Consider the following 17,698-nt stretch of genomic DNA (forward strand, 5'->3'; position numbering starts at 1 on the left):
GGGATGGAAGCATGGCCGGCATGGGGCTGGATCGGATTGCGTTGATTTCGGATGTGCACGGGAACCTAACGGCGTTGGAGGCGGTGCTCGCGGATATCGCGGGGCGCGGGATCGAGCGGGTGTTCAATCTCGGCGACTACGTGGGGAAGGGCCCGCGAGGGCAGGCGGTGGTGGATCGTTGCCGGGAGGCCTGTGAGGTGAACATCCTCGGGAATTGGGACGACTTCCTGCCCGATCCCGAGCGTTCCGACGACAGCGAAGGCCTGCGCTGGTGGAAGAACGAGCTCCGCGAGGACCAGTGGGCGTGGTTGCGCGGCCTGCCGTTCTGCCACGACTTCCTGCTGAGCGGGCGGCAGGTGCGGCTGTTCCACGCCTCGTCGACGAGTGTTCATCACCGGATCGTTTTCGATCACGACGAAGCGCAGTACGACAGCTTCTTCGAGAACACCCCGGCCACCGGGGACGGACCGGTGCCGACGATCGTTGGGTACGCCGATATTCACGACCCTTTCTACGAGGAGGACCGCGGCCGGACGCTCTTCAACACCGGCTCGACCGGCAACAGCCTCGGCGATCCCACGCCCGGGTACGTGATCCTCGAAGGGGTCATGGACTCACCCGATCCGGCGCCGCACTCGATCCAGTTCGTCCATGTCCCGTACGACGCGCACGCCGAGCTGGCGATCGCCCGCGACCTCGGGATGCCTGAGCTCGACGGGTACGAGGCCGAGATCATCCGTGGCGTCTACCGCACGAACTTCTACGCCGGACGGGATCCGCGGTACCACCGGCGTACGGCCTGATCGCAGTTGTCCCCAGGGTTATCCACAGTTGTGCATTGGGGGCTGTCAGCAACAATCTGCTGGGCGTTCACCTGCCGGTCACTTGACCAGCAGGGCCTCGGATCCGACCGGTTTGTAGCCGACCGCCAGGAAGGTACGCAGCGAGGCCGCGTTCCCCGGTGTGATCTGCGCCCAGATCGAGGCGTCCGGCGGGATCAACGCCCGGGCCGCCACCGCCAGCCGGCGGCCGTTCCCTTGACCGCGGGCGTCCGGTGGCACCTCGATCGCACACTCCAGCCGCCCGGCGAGGCCACGACCGGTCACCACGAGCCCGCCGTGCGCGTCGCCGTACACCCGGACGTCGTCGCGGTACCGCAACGCGTGCTCGACCCGCGGATGGTCGTGGTCGGTGAGTTCGGTCAGGCCGGCAACAGCCGCCGGGTCGGTGAGGGCCGGGGCGAGCAGCATGGCGTCGATCGCGTTGACGTGGCGGCCGGTGAACTCCTCGAGCGCGGCCAGGAACGGCGGGTTCGTCGGCGCGAAAGGATCGCCGTCCGGGACCCGCTCCGCGACCCAGGCCGGATCGACGTCCGCGGCGATCACGATGTGGCCGGTGAACGCGACCACGCACGACTCCCGTTCCGACGGCGCGGGTACGACGGTGAGCCCGAGATCCGGGGGCGGGAACACGCCGCGCTCGACGCCCCGCAGAATGTCAGCAAGAGATGTCATCACGAGCATTGTCGCGGAGACCCCGTGCCAGGCTCGACGAGGAGGCAGCACGATGCGCGAACCGCAGCTGGTGAAGGCCGAGGGACTGCCCGACCGGGTCACGATCTACGAGGTCGGGCCCCGTGACGGGCTGCAGAACGAGTCGGCGATCGTCGACGTCGCGGTCAAGGCCGAGTTCATCCGGCGACTGCTCGACGCGGGTCTGACGACGGTCGAGACGACGAGTTTCGTGCACCCGAAGTGGGTCCCGCAGCTGGCCGACGCGGCGGAACTGCTCGAGCAGCTGGAGCTGCCGGACGGCGTACGCGCCCCGGTCCTGGTCCCGAACGAGCGCGGCCTCGACCGCGCGCTCGCGGCCGGTGTCCGTGAGATCGCGATCTTCGCGAGCGCGACCGAGACGTTCGCGGCGAAGAACCTCAACTCCACGCTGGACGACCAGTTCGCGATGTTCACGCCGACGATTCAGCGTGCGCTCGCCGAGGGGCTGTCGGTGCGTGGGTACGTGTCGATGTGTTACGGCGACCCGTGGGAGGGCGACGTACCGATCGACCAGGTGGTCAAGGTCGGCGCGCGGCTGGTCGACCTCGGCTGCCACGAACTCTCCCTCGGCGACACGATCGGTGTCGCGACGCCGGGCCAGGTGGACGGGCTGATCGCCGCCTTCGGTGCGGCCGGAGTGGGTGTGGACAAGCTGGCGGTGCATTTCCACGACACCTACGGGCAGGCGCTCGCCAACACGCTCACCGCGCTGCGCGACGGCGTGACCACGGTCGACAGCTCCGCCGGCGGGCTGGGCGGCTGCCCGTACGCCGAGAGCGCGACCGGCAACCTCGCCACCGAGGATCTGCTCTGGCAACTCAACGGTCTCGGCATCGACACCGGTGTCGACCTGGAGAAACTCGTCACCACCAGCACCTGGATGGCCGAACAACTCGGCAAGCCGTCAGCGAGCCGGGTGGTCCAGGCCCTGGCCGGCTGAAAACTGTCGGTGGCGCCTGCCACCCTGGCTTGGTGAGTGCGCAGCGAGCTGAGCTTGGCGAGTTCTTGAAGGCTCGGAGGGCCCGGGTGGCGCCGGAGGATGTCGGCTTGCCGAGTGGCGGCAGGCGGCGTACGCCGGGGTTGCGGCGCGAAGAGTTGGCGCTGCTCGCCGGTGTCGGCGTGACTTGGTACACGTGGCTCGAGCAGGGGCGGCCGATCAACGCCAGCGGGCAGGTGCTGGACGCGGTCGCGACGACGCTGCAGTTGACGCCGGTCGAGCGCGAACATCTGTACCGGTTGGCGGAGGCGACGCCGGTGCGGTTGCCGCGGACGACGGACTGCGCGAGCGGGACCGTGTTCGACGAGATCGTGGCGGCGCTCGACCCGCTGCCTGCGGTGATCACGAACACCCGCTTCGACATCGTCCGCGCGAACCAGGCGTACCACGACCTGTTCCACGACTGGCACCAGCTGCCCTGCATCCACAAGAACCTGCTCTGGTGCATCGTCACCGAGCCCGCCGCCCGCGAGCAGTTGCTGAACTACGACACCGAGGTCCCGTATCTCGTCGGCCGCCTGCGCTCGGCGTACGGCGAACACGTCGGCGACCCGGACTGGGAGACCGACCTCGAGCGGCTGCAGTCGATCTGCCCCGAGTTCGCCCAGCTGTGGTCACGCCACGAGGTCGCCGCCTGTACGCCGCGCCTTCGCCGGATCCTCAACCCGATCGCCGGCGAACTGCGCCTCACCGTCACCGAGCTGGCCGTGTCTGCCCACCCCGACCTGGTCCTGTACGTCGAAACACCCGCGGACGAGGACTCCCGGGCCAAACTCCAGCTCACCCGCAGGGAAGCTACTGCTCGATAGGCCTGGGAATGCGGCGGACCAGGCTCTTGTCCGCGAACAGACCGACGCGGTACGTCGTCCAGCCGTCGACGCCGGCGCCGACGGCACCACCGAGCAGCGGGATCCGGCGGGTGAAGGTCACTGCCATCCGCTTGCCGCTGATCCGCCCGATCAGCTCCGCGACGACCTCGCCGGAGATCTGGCGATCCAGCTCGGGGTCGAAGACCGGCGCTGTCGCGATCGCCAACGGAGACGAGACCAGGCTCGACTTCCGTAGCCGGGCTGCCACGCCGTCCTCACCGAGTAGGCAGGTGATCACCGCCGTACGGACCCGCGGATCGGCGAGGTCGTACCCGCGCAGGTGCGCGATCGCCGCGACCATCCGGCACTGGACGACCGCGAGACCGGTCAGGTTGGCCGGCAGCGCGACCGGCAGGGTGACGAGACCGCCGATGCTGGTGACGAAGCCCTGTACGCCGGCGAGCCGGATGTGCTGGTCGATCACGGCCTCGATCGCGTCCGCCACGTCGCCGTCGCACCGCTCGAGCTTGTTGTCCGCGATCCGCTCCGCGCCCGGGAACCGCTGGTACCCGTCGATCGCGATCTCGAGGATCTGGCGCAACACACCGCCCGCTGCCGTCGGGGCGAACCGCTGGGCGGCGGGCGCGAGACTACTGGCGACGAACCTGGCTACTCCGGCCACGGTGCTCCTTCCCGCCCGGCCCCACGCGTAGAACCCGGACGTGGTTCAACTGTACGTGGCTCCCCGGCCCCCGGCACTCGGGACAAACCCTAGGTGTGCCCTGGTGCAGGATGGTGTCGTGCCGATCGAACCTTCCCCATCCCAGTGGGACTTCCCGCCGGTCGGTGTGGCCGGGGCGAGTGACGTGGTCGCGGGCGGCGCCGACCTGGCGCCGGGGACGATATTGGCGGCGTACCGGCGGGGGCTGTTCCCGATGCCGGACCATCGCGGTTCGGTGCTGTGGTGGTCGCCGGTCGACCGCGGTGTGATCGAGGTCGCCGGGTACCGGCCGACCCGGACGTTGCGGCGGGCTCGCGGGAAGTTCGAGATCCGGGTCGACACCGCGTTCGACCAGGTCATTCGCGCGTGCGCGGACCCCCGTCGCCCGGGTTCGTGGATCGACTCCGAGATCATCGCGTCGTACACCGAACTGCACCGGCTCGGCTGGGTGCACTCGGTCGAGGCGTGGGACGGCGACGAGCTGGCCGGCGGGCTGTACGGCGTAGCGGTCGGCGGACTGTTCGCGGGCGAGTCGATGTTCCACCACAAGACCGATGGCTCGAAGGCGGCCGTCGCCGGCGCGATCGAGCTGCTGAACGACGAGTACGCCGCCGACCGGGTCTTCGACATCCAGTGGGTCACCGATCATCTGGCCACGCTCGGCGCGGTCTCGATCCCGCGGGAGACCTACGTACGCCGGGTCTCGAAGGCGCTCGAGGTACCGCTGCCGAAGGCGTTCAGCTGAGCCCGACGAACGCCGCCATCTGTCGCGAGGCCGATGCGAAGAACTCGTCCGCCGGGTCCATCGACCCGACCAGCTGACCGAACAGTTCGAAGCTGAGCATCCCGAACAACTGCGTCCACACGATCACGGTCCGCACCAGCACCGCCGGCGGTACGTCGGGGGCCAACGCGACCAGCACCTCCGTCTGCTGGGCCAGCGCTCCGGACGGCTGAGGTGCGTCCGGCGGCGTCACCAGTCGCCCGGACGCCTGGGCGCGCTGCAACAACCCCAGCAACAGCAACGGCACCCGGGCCGCTGGCTGCACCGTGGTCTGAGGTGCCTGGTAGCCGCTGATCGGCGAGCCGTAGATCAACGCGTACTCCTGCGGATTGGCCCGCGCCCAATCGCGTACCGCGGCGTAGACCGCGATCCAGTCGTCCACCGGATCGCCACCGGACGGCGCCGCCTCGGCCGCCGCGCCCAGAGCGTCGTACGCGTCGATGATGAGCGCGGTCAGCAGCTCGTCGCGGCTCGCGAAGTACCGGTACAGCGCTGACGACACCATCCCGAGTTCGCGGGAGATCGCCCGGAGCGACAGTGCCTCGGCGCCGACGGTGGCCAGCTGCTGCCGGGCAGCGGTCTTGATCTCCTCGGTCAGCTCGGCCCGGGCGCGTTCACGGGCGGTACGTCCGGCGTTCATGGAGCCAGTGTGCCACAGAAACGAGAGCAGTGCTCTTGACAGTGAGCGGCGATCTGATGTTCACTGATCACAACAGAGAGCACCGCTCTCGCGGAACAGTGAGGAACCACCGTGACCGAGTACAAGCAGACCTACGACAGCAAGCGCGTGATCACCGCCAACGAGGGCAGCATGCGGGTCTTCAACAAGATCGTCGCGCGGCTGACGAAGCTCGGTCTCAGCCTGATGGGCAGCCGGGTGCTCTCGGTCCAGGGGCGCAAGTCCGGCGAATGGCGCAGTACGCCGGTGAACCTGCTGGTCGTCGACGGTCAGCGCTACCTGGTCGCGCCGCGCGGCCACACCCAGTGGGTGAAGAACCTCCGTGCGAGTGGCGAGGGCCGGCTGCAGCTCGGCGGGAAGATCGAGACGTTCCGCGCCGAGGAGCTCGCCGACACCGACAAGCTCCCCGCGCTCCGCCTCTACCTGAAGAAGTGGGCCTGGGAGGTCGGCGCCTTCTTCGGCGGCGACGTTTCGAAGAACTCTCCCGACGAGGTCCTCCACCACGTCGCCCCCGGCGTACCGGTCTTCAAGATCAGCTAGTGGTAGGCGGCCGCCTGGATCCGGTACAGGTCCGCGTAGTGACCGTCGAGTCCAATCAGTTCCTCGTGTGTCCCGGTCTCGACGACGTGAGCGCCGTCCAGTACGACGATCAGGTCGGCCATCCGCACCGTCGAGAACCGATGTGAGACCAGGATCGTGATCCGTCCGTCAGAACTGTCCTTCGCCGCCGCTGCGTACCGCTCGAAGAGTGCGTGCTCGGTCTCGGCGTCCAAGGCAGCGGTCGGCTCGTCGAGCACCAGCAGCAGCGGCCGGTCCCGCATGAACCCGCGGGCCAGCGCGAGCTTCTGCCACTGCCCGAAGCTGATCTCCGCCCCGTCCGGCCAGGTCGACCCGAGCTGGGTGTCCAATCCCGACTCGAGCCGCTCGAGAACGTCTTCCGCACCGGCCCGTCCGACAGCAGTGGTGACAGCCGGTACGTCGTCCAGTCGCGGCAGGTCGCCGAGTCCGACGCTGTGCGCCGCGCGGAACTCGAACCGGAAGAAGTCCTGGAACGCACCCGCGATCTTCGAGCGCCACGCCTCGGCCGGGATCCGGTCCAGCGGTCGATCATCCAGCAGCACCCGCCCGCTACTCGGCTCGTACAGCTTGCAGATCAGCTTCACTAACGTGGACTTGCCCGCGCCGTTCTCGCCGACGACCGCGATCACCTTGCCTGCCGGCAGCGAGAGATCGACGTTCTCCAGCGCGGGCCGCGAAGCTCCGGCGTACGAGAACGTCACGTGCTCCAGCCGGATGCCGTCGACGAGCCGTTCGGGCGCAGGCTGATCCGCTGTGCTGTCGAACGAGGCCGCGTAGCCCTCGAGCCACACCAGCCGCCGCGACCCGTCCAGCCAGATCCCCCGCAGGAACCCGATCTCGCCGACCGTCGCTCCGATGTACGCCGACAGCCGCGCACCGGCCGCCAGGATCAGCAACACGTCACCGACCGAACCATGCAGTCCCGACGCGACGAACAGCACCGCGCCGACGTAGGCCGCACCGAAGATCGCCCACGCGATCCCGTGCCACACCGCGCTGATCCAGCGGGCGGCGGCGATCGGCCCGTACCACTGCTCCCACTCGCGGCGACGCCCCGCGACGAGGTCGGGCCCGATGCCGATGACCCGGACCTCCTTGCCAGGCGCAGGTGTGGTCGCGGTCTTGAAGAGGTGATCGGCCAGTCGGCTGTGTCGGGCCTGCTGCTCCTCTACCTCACGCTCGACGCCCGGTCGCCAACTGGAGCTGACGACCGTCGGAAGCGCGAACAGCAGCAGGAAGGCGAGAGCCGGATGGATCGACATCAGCAGGGCGACCGTCACTCCGAGACGGAGGATCCAACCGCAGGTGGAGAACAGCGACATGTACATGTGGTCGAGCACGAAGACCTGTTTGCGCAGTACGGACAGCCGGTCCAGGTAGTCACGGCGTTCGTGGTGCTCGATCGTGGCGACCGACGCCTGCAGCCGGGCGACATGCGCCTCCAGCATGATCGTCACGCGGTCCCGGAACCGGCGTGAGATCCGCGTCGACAACGTGCGCAGGACCCAGGTCGCCGTCACCGACAACGCCAAACCGCCTGCCGCCAGCAGTGCGGTCCGCCGATCGCCGTCCAGCACGCCGTCGGCGAGGATCTTCAGCCACAGCGCGAGCAACGCGTCCGGTATCGCCGCCAGCAGTGTCATCAGGAACGCGGCGACGAGCAGCCAGGGCTCATGCTGGTACCCGAGCTTGCACAGGCGCCACATCGCCGGCAATGCGTGCGGCAGGTCGTCAGAGCGTGTCATAGCTGAGCCCTTCCTCGTCGACCTCGGCCGTGAAGCGCTGCGCCTGCAGGTCGAACATCGTCCGGTACCGTCCGCCGAGAGCCATCAGCTCCTCGTGACTGCCGAGCTCGACGACCCGGCCGTGTTCCAGCACGCAGATCCGGTCGGCGTGCCGGACTGTGGAGAACCGGTGCGAGATGAGGATCGTGGTGACGTCGCGGGTCGCGGTCAGGATCCGGTCGAAGATCGCCGCCTCACCGCGAACATCCAGCTGGGCGGTCGGTTCGTCGAGCAGTACGAGACCCGCGCCCTGCCGGACCGCGCACAGTGCCCGCGCGAGCGCGACGCGTTGCCACTGTCCACCCGAGAGGTCGGTGCCGTCGCCGTACCCCGTTGCCAACCGTGTGTCGAGATCCGCCAGGTCGTCGGCGCCGGCGTCGACCAATGCCGCGCGAATGTCAGCCTCGGGTGCGCCTGCCGGTGCGACGTTGTCCCGCAACGACAGCTCGAGCTTGAGGAAGTCCTGGAAGACGGCGGCGACGCGCGTCCGCCAGGCGTCGACGTCGAGCTCCCGCAGGTCGTTGCCGTCGACGCGGATCGTCCCGGAATCGGGGTCGTACAGGCGGCAGAGCAGCTTGGCCAGCGTGGTCTTGCCCGCGCCGTTCTGCCCGACGACCGCGAGCGACGACCCGGCCGGGATGGTCAGGTCCAGCCCATCGAAGACCTGCCGATCGGCCTGTGGATAACTGAATCTCAGCCCTCGAAGCTCGATCTCGACCGGACCCCGGCCGGCCGACAGGTGCCCAGGGCTCAATGCGCCGGCGGGTGCCATCGCGGGTTCCAGTCGCTGTACGGCGGCGACCGGGGCGGCTGCTCCGTCCAACGCCCAGTTCAGCCCGCCGAAGGCGATCATCCCGACCCCGATCGCGACCTGGGCGAACACCACCAGGCGGTCGAGCGGCAGCCGTCCGTCGATGGCCGCAGCCCCGAGCGCCCAGAAGACGAGACCGTTGGCCACCACCACGATCAGCAGACTCCAGATCATCGGGCGTTCCCGCAGGCGCGTTGCGGCGTACTGCAGTTCGAACAGGCGACGGCGTCGCTCGGTGAAGCGCCGTACTGTCCAGTCGGCTAGGCCGAAGAGGCGCAGCTCCTTCGCGGCGTCCGGCTCGACGGCCAACTCGTACGCGTAGTTCGCGTGCCGCTGCGCCGACCGGACCTCGGCGGTGTTCCGGTCCTTCCAGACGCCGCTCTCCCGAAGCAGCCAATGCGTCGCGGCCCAGGCGGCGACGAGCACGAGCGGCGCCCACCAAGTGAATCCGAACAGCACCACCGCGGACGCGATCCCGCCGACCAGCTCGACCAGACTCCCCGCGACGAAGTCGACGTTCAGGTACATCGGCGGTCCGGTCTGGCCGTGGTCGAACTCCCGCGCCACCGTCAGATCCTCATTCAGCTCCGGATCCTCGAGATGCCCGATCCCCGGCGGCCCGACGCAAGCCTTCGCCAGCGCGTCGTTCAGGTACGCCGACACACGACTCCCCAGGTTGGCGCTGACGGCTTGATGCACCGGCGTCAGCACCTGCAGCAGCACAAACGTCGTACCCATCAAACCCAGAGGCGCTCCCAGCGACTCGCCACGCTGCACCGCCCCAACCAGCCACCCCATAGCCACCGCAAACACCGCCGGCAACACCCCCCGCGCCACCAACAGCACCCACCAAGCCGCAGCCAACCCCCGATCAGCCCGCGGCAACACAACAAAGAACTGCCACTCAGGCCGCTCAAGCAGTCGCCTCACCATCCCCTCACGATGACACCCCCACCGCCCCAAGTCTTGAACGTTTGCCGGATGCCCCGCAGCCGCACGGGTTGGTCAGTCGTAGCCCGCGCACTCGAAACAACCGCCGGTGACTGGGAATAGGCAATTGCCTGTTCCCAGTAACCACCGAGTGTGCCCAGTCGTGGTGATTTGGTGGTACCAAGCGGCTGCCCCGCGGTCAGCCACGGGTGCCGGGGCCAGATGGGGGCGGATTTGTGGGGTGGCTGCGAAGATGGCGGGATGATTAGTCCTGAGCAGCTCAATGCGGCGCCCAAGGTGCTTCTGCATGACCATTTGGATGGTGGGTTGCGGCCGGGGACGGTGGTTGAGTTGGCGGGGGAGATCGGGCATGCGTTGCCGCGGACAGATGCGGGTGAGCTCGGGGCCTGGTTTGTGGAGTCGGCGGATTCGGGGTCGTTGGAGCGGTATCTGGAGACGTTCGATCACACCGTTGCGGTGATGCAGACCGCTGAGGCGATCAAGCGGGTGGCCAGTGAGTGCGTGCAGGATCTAGCGGCGGACGGGGTGGTGTACGCCGAGGTTCGCTACGCGCCGGAGCAGCACCTGAACAAGGGGCTCACGCTCGACCAGGTCGTGGATGCGGTTCGGGAAGGTTTCGAGCACGGGATGGCGGTTGCCGAGCGGCCGATCGTGGCGCGGCAGTTGCTGACCGCGATGCGGCACAAGGCGCGTTCGATGGAGATCGCCGAGTTGGCGGTCGCGTACCGCGACGCCGGCGTGGTCGGGTTCGACATCGCCGGTGCCGAGGCGGGGTACCCGCCCACCCGGCACCTGGACGCGTTCGAGTACCTGCAGCGCGAGAACGCGCACTTCACCATTCACGCCGGCGAGGCGTTCGGGTTGCCGTCGATCTGGCAGGCGATCCAGTGGTGCGGCGCGGACCGGCTCGGTCACGGCGTACGGATCATCGACGACATCACGTACGACGAGGCAGGTGAGAAGGCGGAGCTCGGGCGGCTCGCGGCGTACGTGCGGGACCGGCGGATCCCGCTCGAGATGTGCCCGAGCTCCAACCTGCAGACCGGCGCGGCCGACTCGATCGCGAACCACCCGATCGGCCTGCTCGCCAAGCTGCGTTTCCGGGTCACCGTCAACACCGACAACCGGTTGATGAGCGGTACGTCGATGAGCCGCGAGCTCGCCCTGATCTCGGAAGCTTTCGGCTACGGCCTTCCCGACCTGCGCTGGTTCGCGATCAACGCGATGAAGTCCGCCTTCATCCCGTTCGACGAGCGTCTCGCGATCATCGACACGGTAATCAAGCCTTGGTACTCCGCCGCAGAAGGGAAGGGAGGGAGGCCAGCCTCAAACTGACCGTTGATAGGTGCGGAAGGCTCGGGTGGAGAGCCAGCCGACGATCAGGGTGAAGGCCAGTAGATACAGGCTGTGCCGCCCCACCGATGACCAGTTCGGGTCGGCGGCCAGGGCTTGGCGGGCGGCGATGGTGGCCCAGTCGACCGGGTTGTAGCGGGCCGCGACGTTCACCCAGTGCGGTGCGACCGTCGGGTCGATCATGATCGACGACATGAACGTCAGCGGCAGCGACACGAACTGCGAGATCCCGATCAGGGCCTCCTGCTGACGTGTGAGCAGCGCGACCGCGTTCGAGAGCGACCCGAACGCGGTACCGACGAGCATCGACGCGACGATCGTGACCAGGTAGCCGAGGATCCCGCCGTCGTACCGCGCGCCCGCGGCGATCCCGATCGCGAACACCAGGATCGTCTGGATCAACGTGGTCGTCGCATTGCTGAGCAACTGTCCCGCCATCAGCCCGCCGCGACTGACCGGTGACGCGAGCATCCGGTCCATCACGCCGCGCTCCATGTCCTGCACGAACGACGTACCGCTCCAGCCGCTCGTCATCAAAGCCGTCATCATCACGATCCCGGGCGTCAGGAACGCGATGTACGACGAGTCACCGAAACCAGGCAGCCGTACGACGCCCTGGAACAGCTGCCCGAACAACAGCAACCAGATCGCGGGCTGCACCAACGTGAACGCGATCAACGCCGGCTGCCGGTACGACGCCCGCGTCCACCGCCCGAAGACGAGTCCCGTGTGCGCGATCATGCCGCCTCCTCGGCCACGCGGAACGAGCGACCGGTGTGCTGCAGGTACACGTCGTCCAGCGAAGGCCGCGACACCGTGACCGCAACCACCGGAATCGCCTTGTCCTCAAGGGCTCCCAGCACAGCTGGTACGGCGGTCGCGCCGCGATCGACCCGTGCGCGCAGAGTGTTGCCCTCGACAACGATCTCCCCGATGCCGGGGAGCTGTCCGAGCAGCGCCCGGACCGCACCGTCGATGTCCGGATCGACCAGCTCGACATGTACGGAGTCGCCGCGCAACTCGGCCTTCAGCGCCTCAGGTGTGCCTTCGGCGACGATCCGGCCGTGGTCGACGATCGCGAGCTGTCCCGCCAGCCGATCGGCCTCTTCCAGGTAATGCGTGGTCAGCAGAACGGTCAGACCTTCTTGACCGGACAGCCGGACGACTTCGGTCCACAGGTCGGCGCGGGCCTCGGGGTCGAGGCCGGTGGTGGGCTCGTCGAGGAACAGCACCTTCGGCCGGTGGACCAGGCCGAGCGCGACGTCCAGCTTGCGCTGCATGCCGCCGGAGTACGTCTTCACCGGGCGGTCGCTGTGCTCGGCGAGGCCGAAACGATCCAGCAGCTCACGAGCACGCTGCTGGGACTCCTGGCGGGACAGGCCGAAGATGCGCCCGCTCAGCACCAGGTTCTCGAGACCCGTCGCCATCGGGTCCGAGCTGGACTTCTGCGGTACGTAGCCGATGGAGCGTCGTACCTGGTCCGGTGAGCGAGTGACGTCGTACCCAGCGACCAGGGCGCTGCCGGAGTCGGCCCGGGATAGTGTGGTGAGGATCTTGACGGTGGTGGACTTGCCCGCGCCGTTCGGCCCGAGGAGGCCGAGTACGACTCCCTCTCCGACGCTGACGGTCAGGCCGTCGAGCGCGCGGAGCGGTGGGTTCTTGCGGCCGGCCGGGTACGTCTTGACCAGATCGACCGCTTCGACGGCATGCGTAGCCATCACATGACTCCCTAAGGGATTGGGAGCCGGGCCGAGCTGGCTATCCTGATGGTTGTGCCCTTGGGTGCCAGGTCTTCGGACCGACTCGAGGAACTGCGGCCCTGGACCCCTGGTGTTGCCGCACCTCGGGTCGAGGGCCGTCTCTTTACTGGGCTTCCGGCGGTATCGCCTGCATCCAGGCGAACTCCTGACCGAAGTACTTCACGGGATCTTTCAGTTGCTCGGCCGGACTGATGCCCTCCTCCAGATAGAGCTTCCAGGCCTGACGCCAGAACCCGGCGCCGCTCAGCGTGTCCGTGCGAATCTCCTCGGCCAGCCGGTGGACGTACGCCGACTCCGCCTGCAGCAGCGCCAGCCGGAACTCCGACTCGACCCAGAAGATCCGCGGGAACTCCAACGACGCCATCTGGTCGTGCGCCGCCGTGATCTCCGAGATCTCCGTGTCGACCGCCTCGAGCCGCTGCTCGAGCAACTCGACAGCGCGGTCCGGCTGCAGACCGGGGAGGTACGCGAGTCCGGCCTCCAGCGGGTGGAACTCCCGCGCCGGCGTACCGACGAGCTCCGCGAGCCAGTCGCCGAACTCGGCAGACCCGGCCTCGGTGATCTGGTAGACGGTCCGCTCCGGCCGGTTGCCCTCCCGGACCGTCTCCAGCGCCTCGACGAAGCCGTGCTTCTCCAGCGCCGCGACGACCGAGTAGAGCGAGCCGTAGTTCACCTTGATGCTCTGGTCCTTGCCGCGCGCCCGGAGCATCGTCGAGATCTCGTACGGGTGCATCGGCCGCTCGCTCAGACTCCCGAGCACCGCGAACGCGAGCGGATTCGCCACCTTCCGTCGCGCCATCCGGCCTCCTCGATCTCGATTACTCGAAATCGAGTATTAGTTCGTGAGTATCCGATGTCAAGTATTCAGCCAGGCGAACGCCCGAGCCCCGAGCCCGCGGACGCGGAGGCTTGCGAGTGCGCGGTACGTCGGCTCCTCGACGTACTTCGTCAGCAGCCAGGCGAGCCCGATCACGCCGATCACTGCGCCCGCGATCTGGGTGAGCCGGCCCGCGCCGAGCTCCATCAGGCGGTACGCGATCAGGTAGCCGACCACCTGGTTGAGCAGGTACAGCCCGAAGGAGATCCGCGCCAGGAACTGGATCGGCCGCCGGAACCGGGCGAGCACCGTCCAGTCCGGACCGCGCGCGGCCAGCGCGACGAACACCAGCAACACTCCGATGCCCAGCGACGAGGGCAGGTCCGCGGTGTGTGCGTGCTGCGCGAAGACGGTGGCCGCGAGCAGGGCGGCGAGATGGACCACGCCGATTCGTCGCTGCGCCCAGAGCCAGATCGCGATACCGATCGCGAACAGTTGCAGGCGATGCAGTCCGAGACCGTTCCACGCCTGCTGCACCCAGAACGGGCTGTGGCCGATGCGGTCGTGCCACTGCAGTGCGACCGGCGCGATGATCATGATCCAGAGCAGCGTGGTGATCCGTTGCCCGAGGCCGCGCGGCCAGAGCAGTGCCGCGGCGCCGAACGCCATCAGCTGGAGCGGCAGCGTCCAGTACGAGCCGTCGATGAGCTGGACGCCCGGGTCGAACGAGGCGGCCAGCGTCAGGTTGCTCCACAGGTCGCGCCGCGTCGGCAGCACCCAGTTGCTGGGCCCGAACCACACCACTACCAGGTAGGTGAACAGCACAGCGATCAGGTACGGCGGGAGCACGCGACACACCCGCCGCCACAACCAGCGGTACGTCGAGCCCTTCCGGACCGTCACGCAGACGAAGTACGCGCTGATCACCAGCAGGATGCTGGCGCCGACCTGGAACGGGTACGGCCCGAGCGGTGCGCCGAGCTCAGGGTGCAGGAACGGGCCCATGTACGTCGTGTGCGTGAAAATCACTGCCAGTACCGCCAGGACGCGCACCACATCCCAGCTCAGTCGGCGTTCGGTCCTGCCCAGGGGGCGGTCCGGCGTCGTCACAACCACTCCATCTACACATCGCTGTTACCCCCCTGTGACCTTAGGCAGAGCGTGGGGTGGCGATGCAAATCCGCACGGTGATGGATAGCTCACATTGCGCTGTGTCAGAGCGCCTTGACCCAGCGGGACCACTCGGGCTGCGGCGCGTAGCCGGCGGTGGACCAGACGCCGTGTGCGAGGGCGTTGTCGTCGAGCACCATCGCGTCGGCGCGGGTTCCGCCGTACGTCATGAAACGGGCCTCGGCGCGGTCGACGAGGTCGCGGCCGATGCCCTGGCGGCGATGGGTCGGCGCGACCGCGAGGCGGTACAGGTGGCAGCGCCAGCCGTCCCAGCCGACGATGATCGAGCCGACGACCGCGTCGCCGTCTGTGTTGTCGTCAATGGCGAGGATCAGTGCTTCCGGATCACGCTCGATCAGCCGGCGAACGGCGTCGGCCGAGTCCGGCGGGCGGTGCGAATCCTCGGCAGCGGTCGCCCAGAACCTCAGTACTGCGTCGATGTCGGTCGCGGAAGCGTTGCGGTAGGCAACCATCATCCGGCGGTCTGGAAGGTTCGGCGGTAATCCTGTGGTGGCACGCCCACCACCCTACGGAAGTGATGCCGCAGCAGCGCGGCCGTCCCGAATCCTGATTCGGTGGCGATCTGCTCGATACCCATCCGGGTCTGTTCGAGCAGCGTGCGGGCGCGAAGGACGCGCTGGGTCGTGACCCACTTGAGTGGCGTCGTACCGGTCTCGGCGACGAAGCGGCGGGCGAAGGTGCGCTCGGACATCTGCGCGCGCCGGGCCAGCGCGGGCACGGTGTGGTCGACGGTCAGATTGTCGACCATCCAGTCGAGGACCGGCTGCAGGCTCTCCCCGGACGACTCCGGCACCGGTACTTCGACGTACTGCCGCTGGCCGCCGTCACGCTGCGGCGGAACCACCATCCGGCGGGCGATCCGGGTCGCGACCGCGCTGCCGAGCTCGCGGCGTACCAGGTGCAGGGCGGCGTCGATCCCGGCCGCGGTGCCGGCGCTGGTGATGATGTTGCCGTCGTCGACGAACAGCACGTCCGGGTCGAGCTTGGCGGCCGGGAACTGGTCGTGGAACTTGTCGATGTAGCGCCAGTGCGTCGTGCAGGCCCTGCCCTCGAGCAAGCCGGCCGCCCCGAGGACGAACGCGCCCGAGCAGACCGTGAGCAGGATGGCGCCGCGCGCCTCCGCCTGCCGGAGCGCGTCCAGGATCCGCTCGTCGTACGCGTGCCGCCAGGTGGTGGCCGGGATGCCGATCAGGTCGGCGTCCTCGAGCTCCTCCAGCCCGTACGGCGCGATCACCTGGGAGTGGCTGCTCGTCTCCATCGGCACGCCCGGCGTGGCCGCGCACACCTTGAAGTCGAAGGGCGGCACACCGTCGTCGGTCCGGTCGATTCCGAAGACCTCGGCCAGTACGCCGAACTCGAACAGGGCGACGTCCTCCATGAGGACGACGGCGATCTTCTGCAGCATCTCGCCAGTATGGCAGTAATTTGTCGGACTATGTCAATAGTGCCACTAGTGGCAGGATCTAATACATAGCATCATTACTGCCATGACCGGATACATCGTTCTCGTAGTCATCGCACTGGCCGTGATCGCGGCTCTGGAGATCAGCAACAGGCGCAACTCGACCGGTCCGGCTGCCGGACCGCGGGGCGCCTGGATCGCCGACGATCGTGACGTGGCCCGGACCAAGCTCGACCTGCTCGCCCTCGGCGCAGCGGCTGAGCCCTTCACTCACAAGCCTGCTTCGACCACCGGGACCGTGCACAACATCCGCACGGCCCGCCTGCACCACGGCCGTCACGCGGCCTGAAGCCGCCAGCTGGGGGCGGTCCGGTTGGTGACCGCCCGCAGCGCGCCTTCGACCGGGCCGTAGCGGAAGCTGCTGAGCCAGACATGGCTCAGCAGCACCTGCAGGACGAAGATGCCGACCGCGAGGCCCACCGTCTCCAGTGGAGACACCTGACCCGCCAGCCCGAAGCCGACACCGGTGAAGATCAGCACGGTCGCCACCGACTGCCCAAGGTAGTTGGACAAGGCCATCTGGCCGGCTGGCGCCAGCAACTCGCGGATGTCCTGCCCGCGGTCCGAGTGCATGATCCGCAGCAATGAGGCGACGTACGCCGCAGTCAGGAACGGCGCTGTCATCACGCTCATCAGCACTGCCCTGGTGTCGCCGTTGCCGCCCGACGCGTAGACGAGCCCGCCGGTGATACCGATCGCGAAGCCGACCAGCTGGATGAGTCGCAGCAGCGCATCGGCCTCGTGCGTACTCTGCAGCAGCCGCCGTCGACCAGCCACCATGCCGATCAGGAACGCGGCCAGCGTGGTCGGGCCTTGCACTGTCAGCAGCGACAGGCCGTACGTCGGGAGCGCGCGAACGTGCTCGCCGATGACGTTGCTGAACGACCCCGCCAGGTTCGCAGTCGTCTCCTGTGCAGCTGCTACTGCCGTGGTGGGGTCCATGAACTGAGTGCTGTCCACGAAGAGCGCAGCGACCGCCAGGGTGATGAAGAGGTACACGTAGATGCCTCCTGCGACCAGGAGCGCCGTACGGTCCTTCACCCGGCGCATGGCGAGCAGGACCAGACCGATGATCGCGTAGACGCTCAGGATGTCGCCAGTGATCAGGAAGACGCCGTGCAGTGCACCGAGCACGAGCAGGCCGCCGAGCCGCCGCAGCATCCGTGGTTTGAACGCTGCTCCGGCTCGCTGAGCTGCCTCCATCTGCAGCTGGAAGCTGTACCCGAACAGGAACGAGAACAGCAGGTAGAACTTCATGTCCACGAACGCCGACGACAGCCAGTGGACCGAGTGGTCGAGCCAGGAGTCGTACACCGGGTTCTGAGCCAGGTGGATCGGGAAGCCGGAGGCGGCGAAGGTGATGTTCACGACCAGAATTCCCAGGAGGGCGAAACCACGCAGCGCGTCGATGTCCTGAATACGCGTTCGATCGAGTACCTGGCTCATG

Annotated in this window: 19 protein-coding genes; 7 read left to right on the forward strand and 12 right to left on the reverse strand. The window is 68.0% G+C overall.

Annotated elements, in window-relative coordinates:
• Positions 1-20 precede the first annotated feature (20 nt).
• Complete coding sequence (locus OHB24_RS11880; RefSeq protein ID WP_327639033.1) at positions 21-803, forward strand: metallophosphoesterase family protein; 783 nt, start codon at positions 21-23, stop codon at positions 801-803.
• Positions 804-881: 78 nt separating this feature from the next.
• Here OHB24_RS11880 and OHB24_RS11885 read toward each other — a convergent pair whose 3' ends face one another.
• Positions 882-1,514 carry a GNAT family N-acetyltransferase gene (locus OHB24_RS11885; RefSeq protein WP_327639034.1) on the reverse strand — a complete coding sequence of 211 codons (633 nt, stop codon included), beginning with the start codon at positions 1,512-1,514 and terminating at the stop codon, positions 882-884.
• 52 nt (positions 1,515-1,566) lie between these two features.
• Here OHB24_RS11885 and OHB24_RS11890 point away from each other — a divergent pair, with 52 nt between their 5' ends.
• Both OHB24_RS11890 and OHB24_RS11895 read left to right on the forward strand, forming a co-directional pair.
• The gene (locus OHB24_RS11890; RefSeq protein WP_327639035.1) at positions 1,567-2,493 is read left to right on the forward strand and encodes a hydroxymethylglutaryl-CoA lyase; all 927 of its coding nucleotides are present in this window, start codon (positions 1,567-1,569) and stop codon (positions 2,491-2,493) included.
• 32 nt (positions 2,494-2,525) lie between these two features.
• On the forward strand, positions 2,526-3,359 hold the full coding sequence (locus OHB24_RS11895) for a helix-turn-helix transcriptional regulator (RefSeq protein ID WP_327639036.1): 834 nt from the start codon (positions 2,526-2,528) through the stop codon (positions 3,357-3,359).
• Here OHB24_RS11895 and OHB24_RS11900 read toward each other — a convergent pair.
• Complete coding sequence (locus OHB24_RS11900; protein ID WP_327639037.1) at positions 3,346-4,041, reverse strand: EcsC family protein; 696 nt, start codon at positions 4,039-4,041, stop codon at positions 3,346-3,348. The two genes, OHB24_RS11895 and OHB24_RS11900, sit on opposite strands and share 14 nt — an antisense overlap.
• A gap of 118 nt (positions 4,042-4,159) precedes the next feature.
• Between OHB24_RS11900 and aat the strand changes: the two genes are divergently transcribed.
• Positions 4,160-4,825, forward strand: a complete 666-nt coding sequence (aat, locus tag OHB24_RS11905; RefSeq protein WP_327639038.1) for a leucyl/phenylalanyl-tRNA--protein transferase — start codon at positions 4,160-4,162, stop codon at positions 4,823-4,825.
• Here the strand turns inward: aat and OHB24_RS11910 are convergent.
• Positions 4,818-5,504, reverse strand: a complete 687-nt coding sequence (locus OHB24_RS11910) for a TetR/AcrR family transcriptional regulator (protein WP_327639039.1) — start codon at positions 5,502-5,504, stop codon at positions 4,818-4,820. The genes aat and OHB24_RS11910 overlap by 8 nt on opposite strands.
• 111 nt (positions 5,505-5,615) lie before the next feature.
• On the opposite strand from OHB24_RS11910, the gene OHB24_RS11915 reads away from it, so the two are divergent.
• A complete protein-coding gene (locus OHB24_RS11915) occupies positions 5,616-6,083 on the forward strand; it encodes a nitroreductase family deazaflavin-dependent oxidoreductase (protein ID WP_327639040.1) in 468 nt (155 codons plus the stop codon).
• Here the strand turns inward: OHB24_RS11915 and OHB24_RS11920 are convergent.
• Entirely contained in the window at positions 6,080-7,867 is a 1,788-nt protein-coding gene (locus OHB24_RS11920; RefSeq protein ID WP_327639041.1) for an ABC transporter ATP-binding protein, read from the reverse strand. The genes OHB24_RS11915 and OHB24_RS11920 overlap by 4 nt on opposite strands.
• On the reverse strand, positions 7,854-9,455 hold the full coding sequence (locus tag OHB24_RS11925) for an ABC transporter ATP-binding protein (RefSeq protein WP_327639042.1): 1,602 nt from the start codon (positions 9,453-9,455) through the stop codon (positions 7,854-7,856). Before OHB24_RS11925 ends, OHB24_RS11920 begins: the two co-directional genes overlap by 14 nt.
• 453 nt (positions 9,456-9,908) lie before the next feature.
• On the opposite strand from OHB24_RS11925, the gene OHB24_RS11930 reads away from it, so the two are divergent.
• Positions 9,909-11,003, forward strand: coding sequence for an adenosine deaminase (locus OHB24_RS11930; RefSeq protein WP_327639043.1), 1,095 nt, complete (start codon positions 9,909-9,911; stop codon positions 11,001-11,003).
• Here the strand turns inward: OHB24_RS11930 and OHB24_RS11935 are convergent.
• The 6 genes from OHB24_RS11935 to OHB24_RS11960 form a co-directional block, all read right to left on the reverse strand.
• Complete coding sequence (locus OHB24_RS11935; RefSeq protein ID WP_327639044.1) at positions 10,995-11,762, reverse strand: ABC transporter permease; 768 nt, start codon at positions 11,760-11,762, stop codon at positions 10,995-10,997. The genes OHB24_RS11930 and OHB24_RS11935 overlap by 9 nt on opposite strands.
• Positions 11,759-12,739 carry an ATP-binding cassette domain-containing protein gene (locus tag OHB24_RS11940; protein ID WP_327639045.1) on the reverse strand — a complete coding sequence of 327 codons (981 nt, stop codon included), beginning with the start codon at positions 12,737-12,739 and terminating at the stop codon, positions 11,759-11,761. Before OHB24_RS11940 ends, OHB24_RS11935 begins: the two co-directional genes overlap by 4 nt.
• Before the next feature lie 145 nt (positions 12,740-12,884).
• Positions 12,885-13,580 carry a PadR family transcriptional regulator gene (locus OHB24_RS11945; protein WP_327639046.1) on the reverse strand — a complete coding sequence of 232 codons (696 nt, stop codon included), beginning with the start codon at positions 13,578-13,580 and terminating at the stop codon, positions 12,885-12,887.
• 57 nt (positions 13,581-13,637) lie between these two features.
• On the reverse strand, positions 13,638-14,708 hold the full coding sequence (locus tag OHB24_RS11950; RefSeq protein ID WP_327639048.1) for an acyltransferase family protein: 1,071 nt from the start codon (positions 14,706-14,708) through the stop codon (positions 13,638-13,640).
• A 104-nt stretch (positions 14,709-14,812) separates the two neighbouring features.
• Positions 14,813-15,244, reverse strand: a complete 432-nt coding sequence (locus OHB24_RS11955; RefSeq protein ID WP_327639049.1) for a GNAT family N-acetyltransferase — start codon at positions 15,242-15,244, stop codon at positions 14,813-14,815.
• Positions 15,241-16,194, reverse strand: coding sequence for a GlxA family transcriptional regulator (locus OHB24_RS11960; RefSeq protein WP_327639050.1), 954 nt, complete (start codon positions 16,192-16,194; stop codon positions 15,241-15,243). The genes OHB24_RS11955 and OHB24_RS11960 overlap by 4 nt, the downstream gene beginning before the upstream one ends.
• A gap of 82 nt (positions 16,195-16,276) precedes the next feature.
• Between OHB24_RS11960 and OHB24_RS11965 the strand changes: the two genes are divergently transcribed.
• Positions 16,277-16,540: a hypothetical protein gene (locus OHB24_RS11965; protein WP_327639051.1), complete on the forward strand. Its 264-nt coding sequence runs from the start codon at positions 16,277-16,279 to the stop codon at positions 16,538-16,540.
• Here the strand turns inward: OHB24_RS11965 and OHB24_RS11970 are convergent.
• Positions 16,528-17,697, reverse strand: a complete 1,170-nt coding sequence (locus tag OHB24_RS11970) for a DUF418 domain-containing protein (protein WP_327639052.1) — start codon at positions 17,695-17,697, stop codon at positions 16,528-16,530. The genes OHB24_RS11965 and OHB24_RS11970 overlap by 13 nt on opposite strands.
• Position 17,698: the final 1 nt, after the last annotated feature.

It is taken from the genome of Kribbella sp. NBC_00482 (assembly GCF_036013725.1).
In the GTDB taxonomy this organism is placed as follows: Bacteria; Actinomycetota; Actinomycetes; order Propionibacteriales; family Kribbellaceae; genus Kribbella.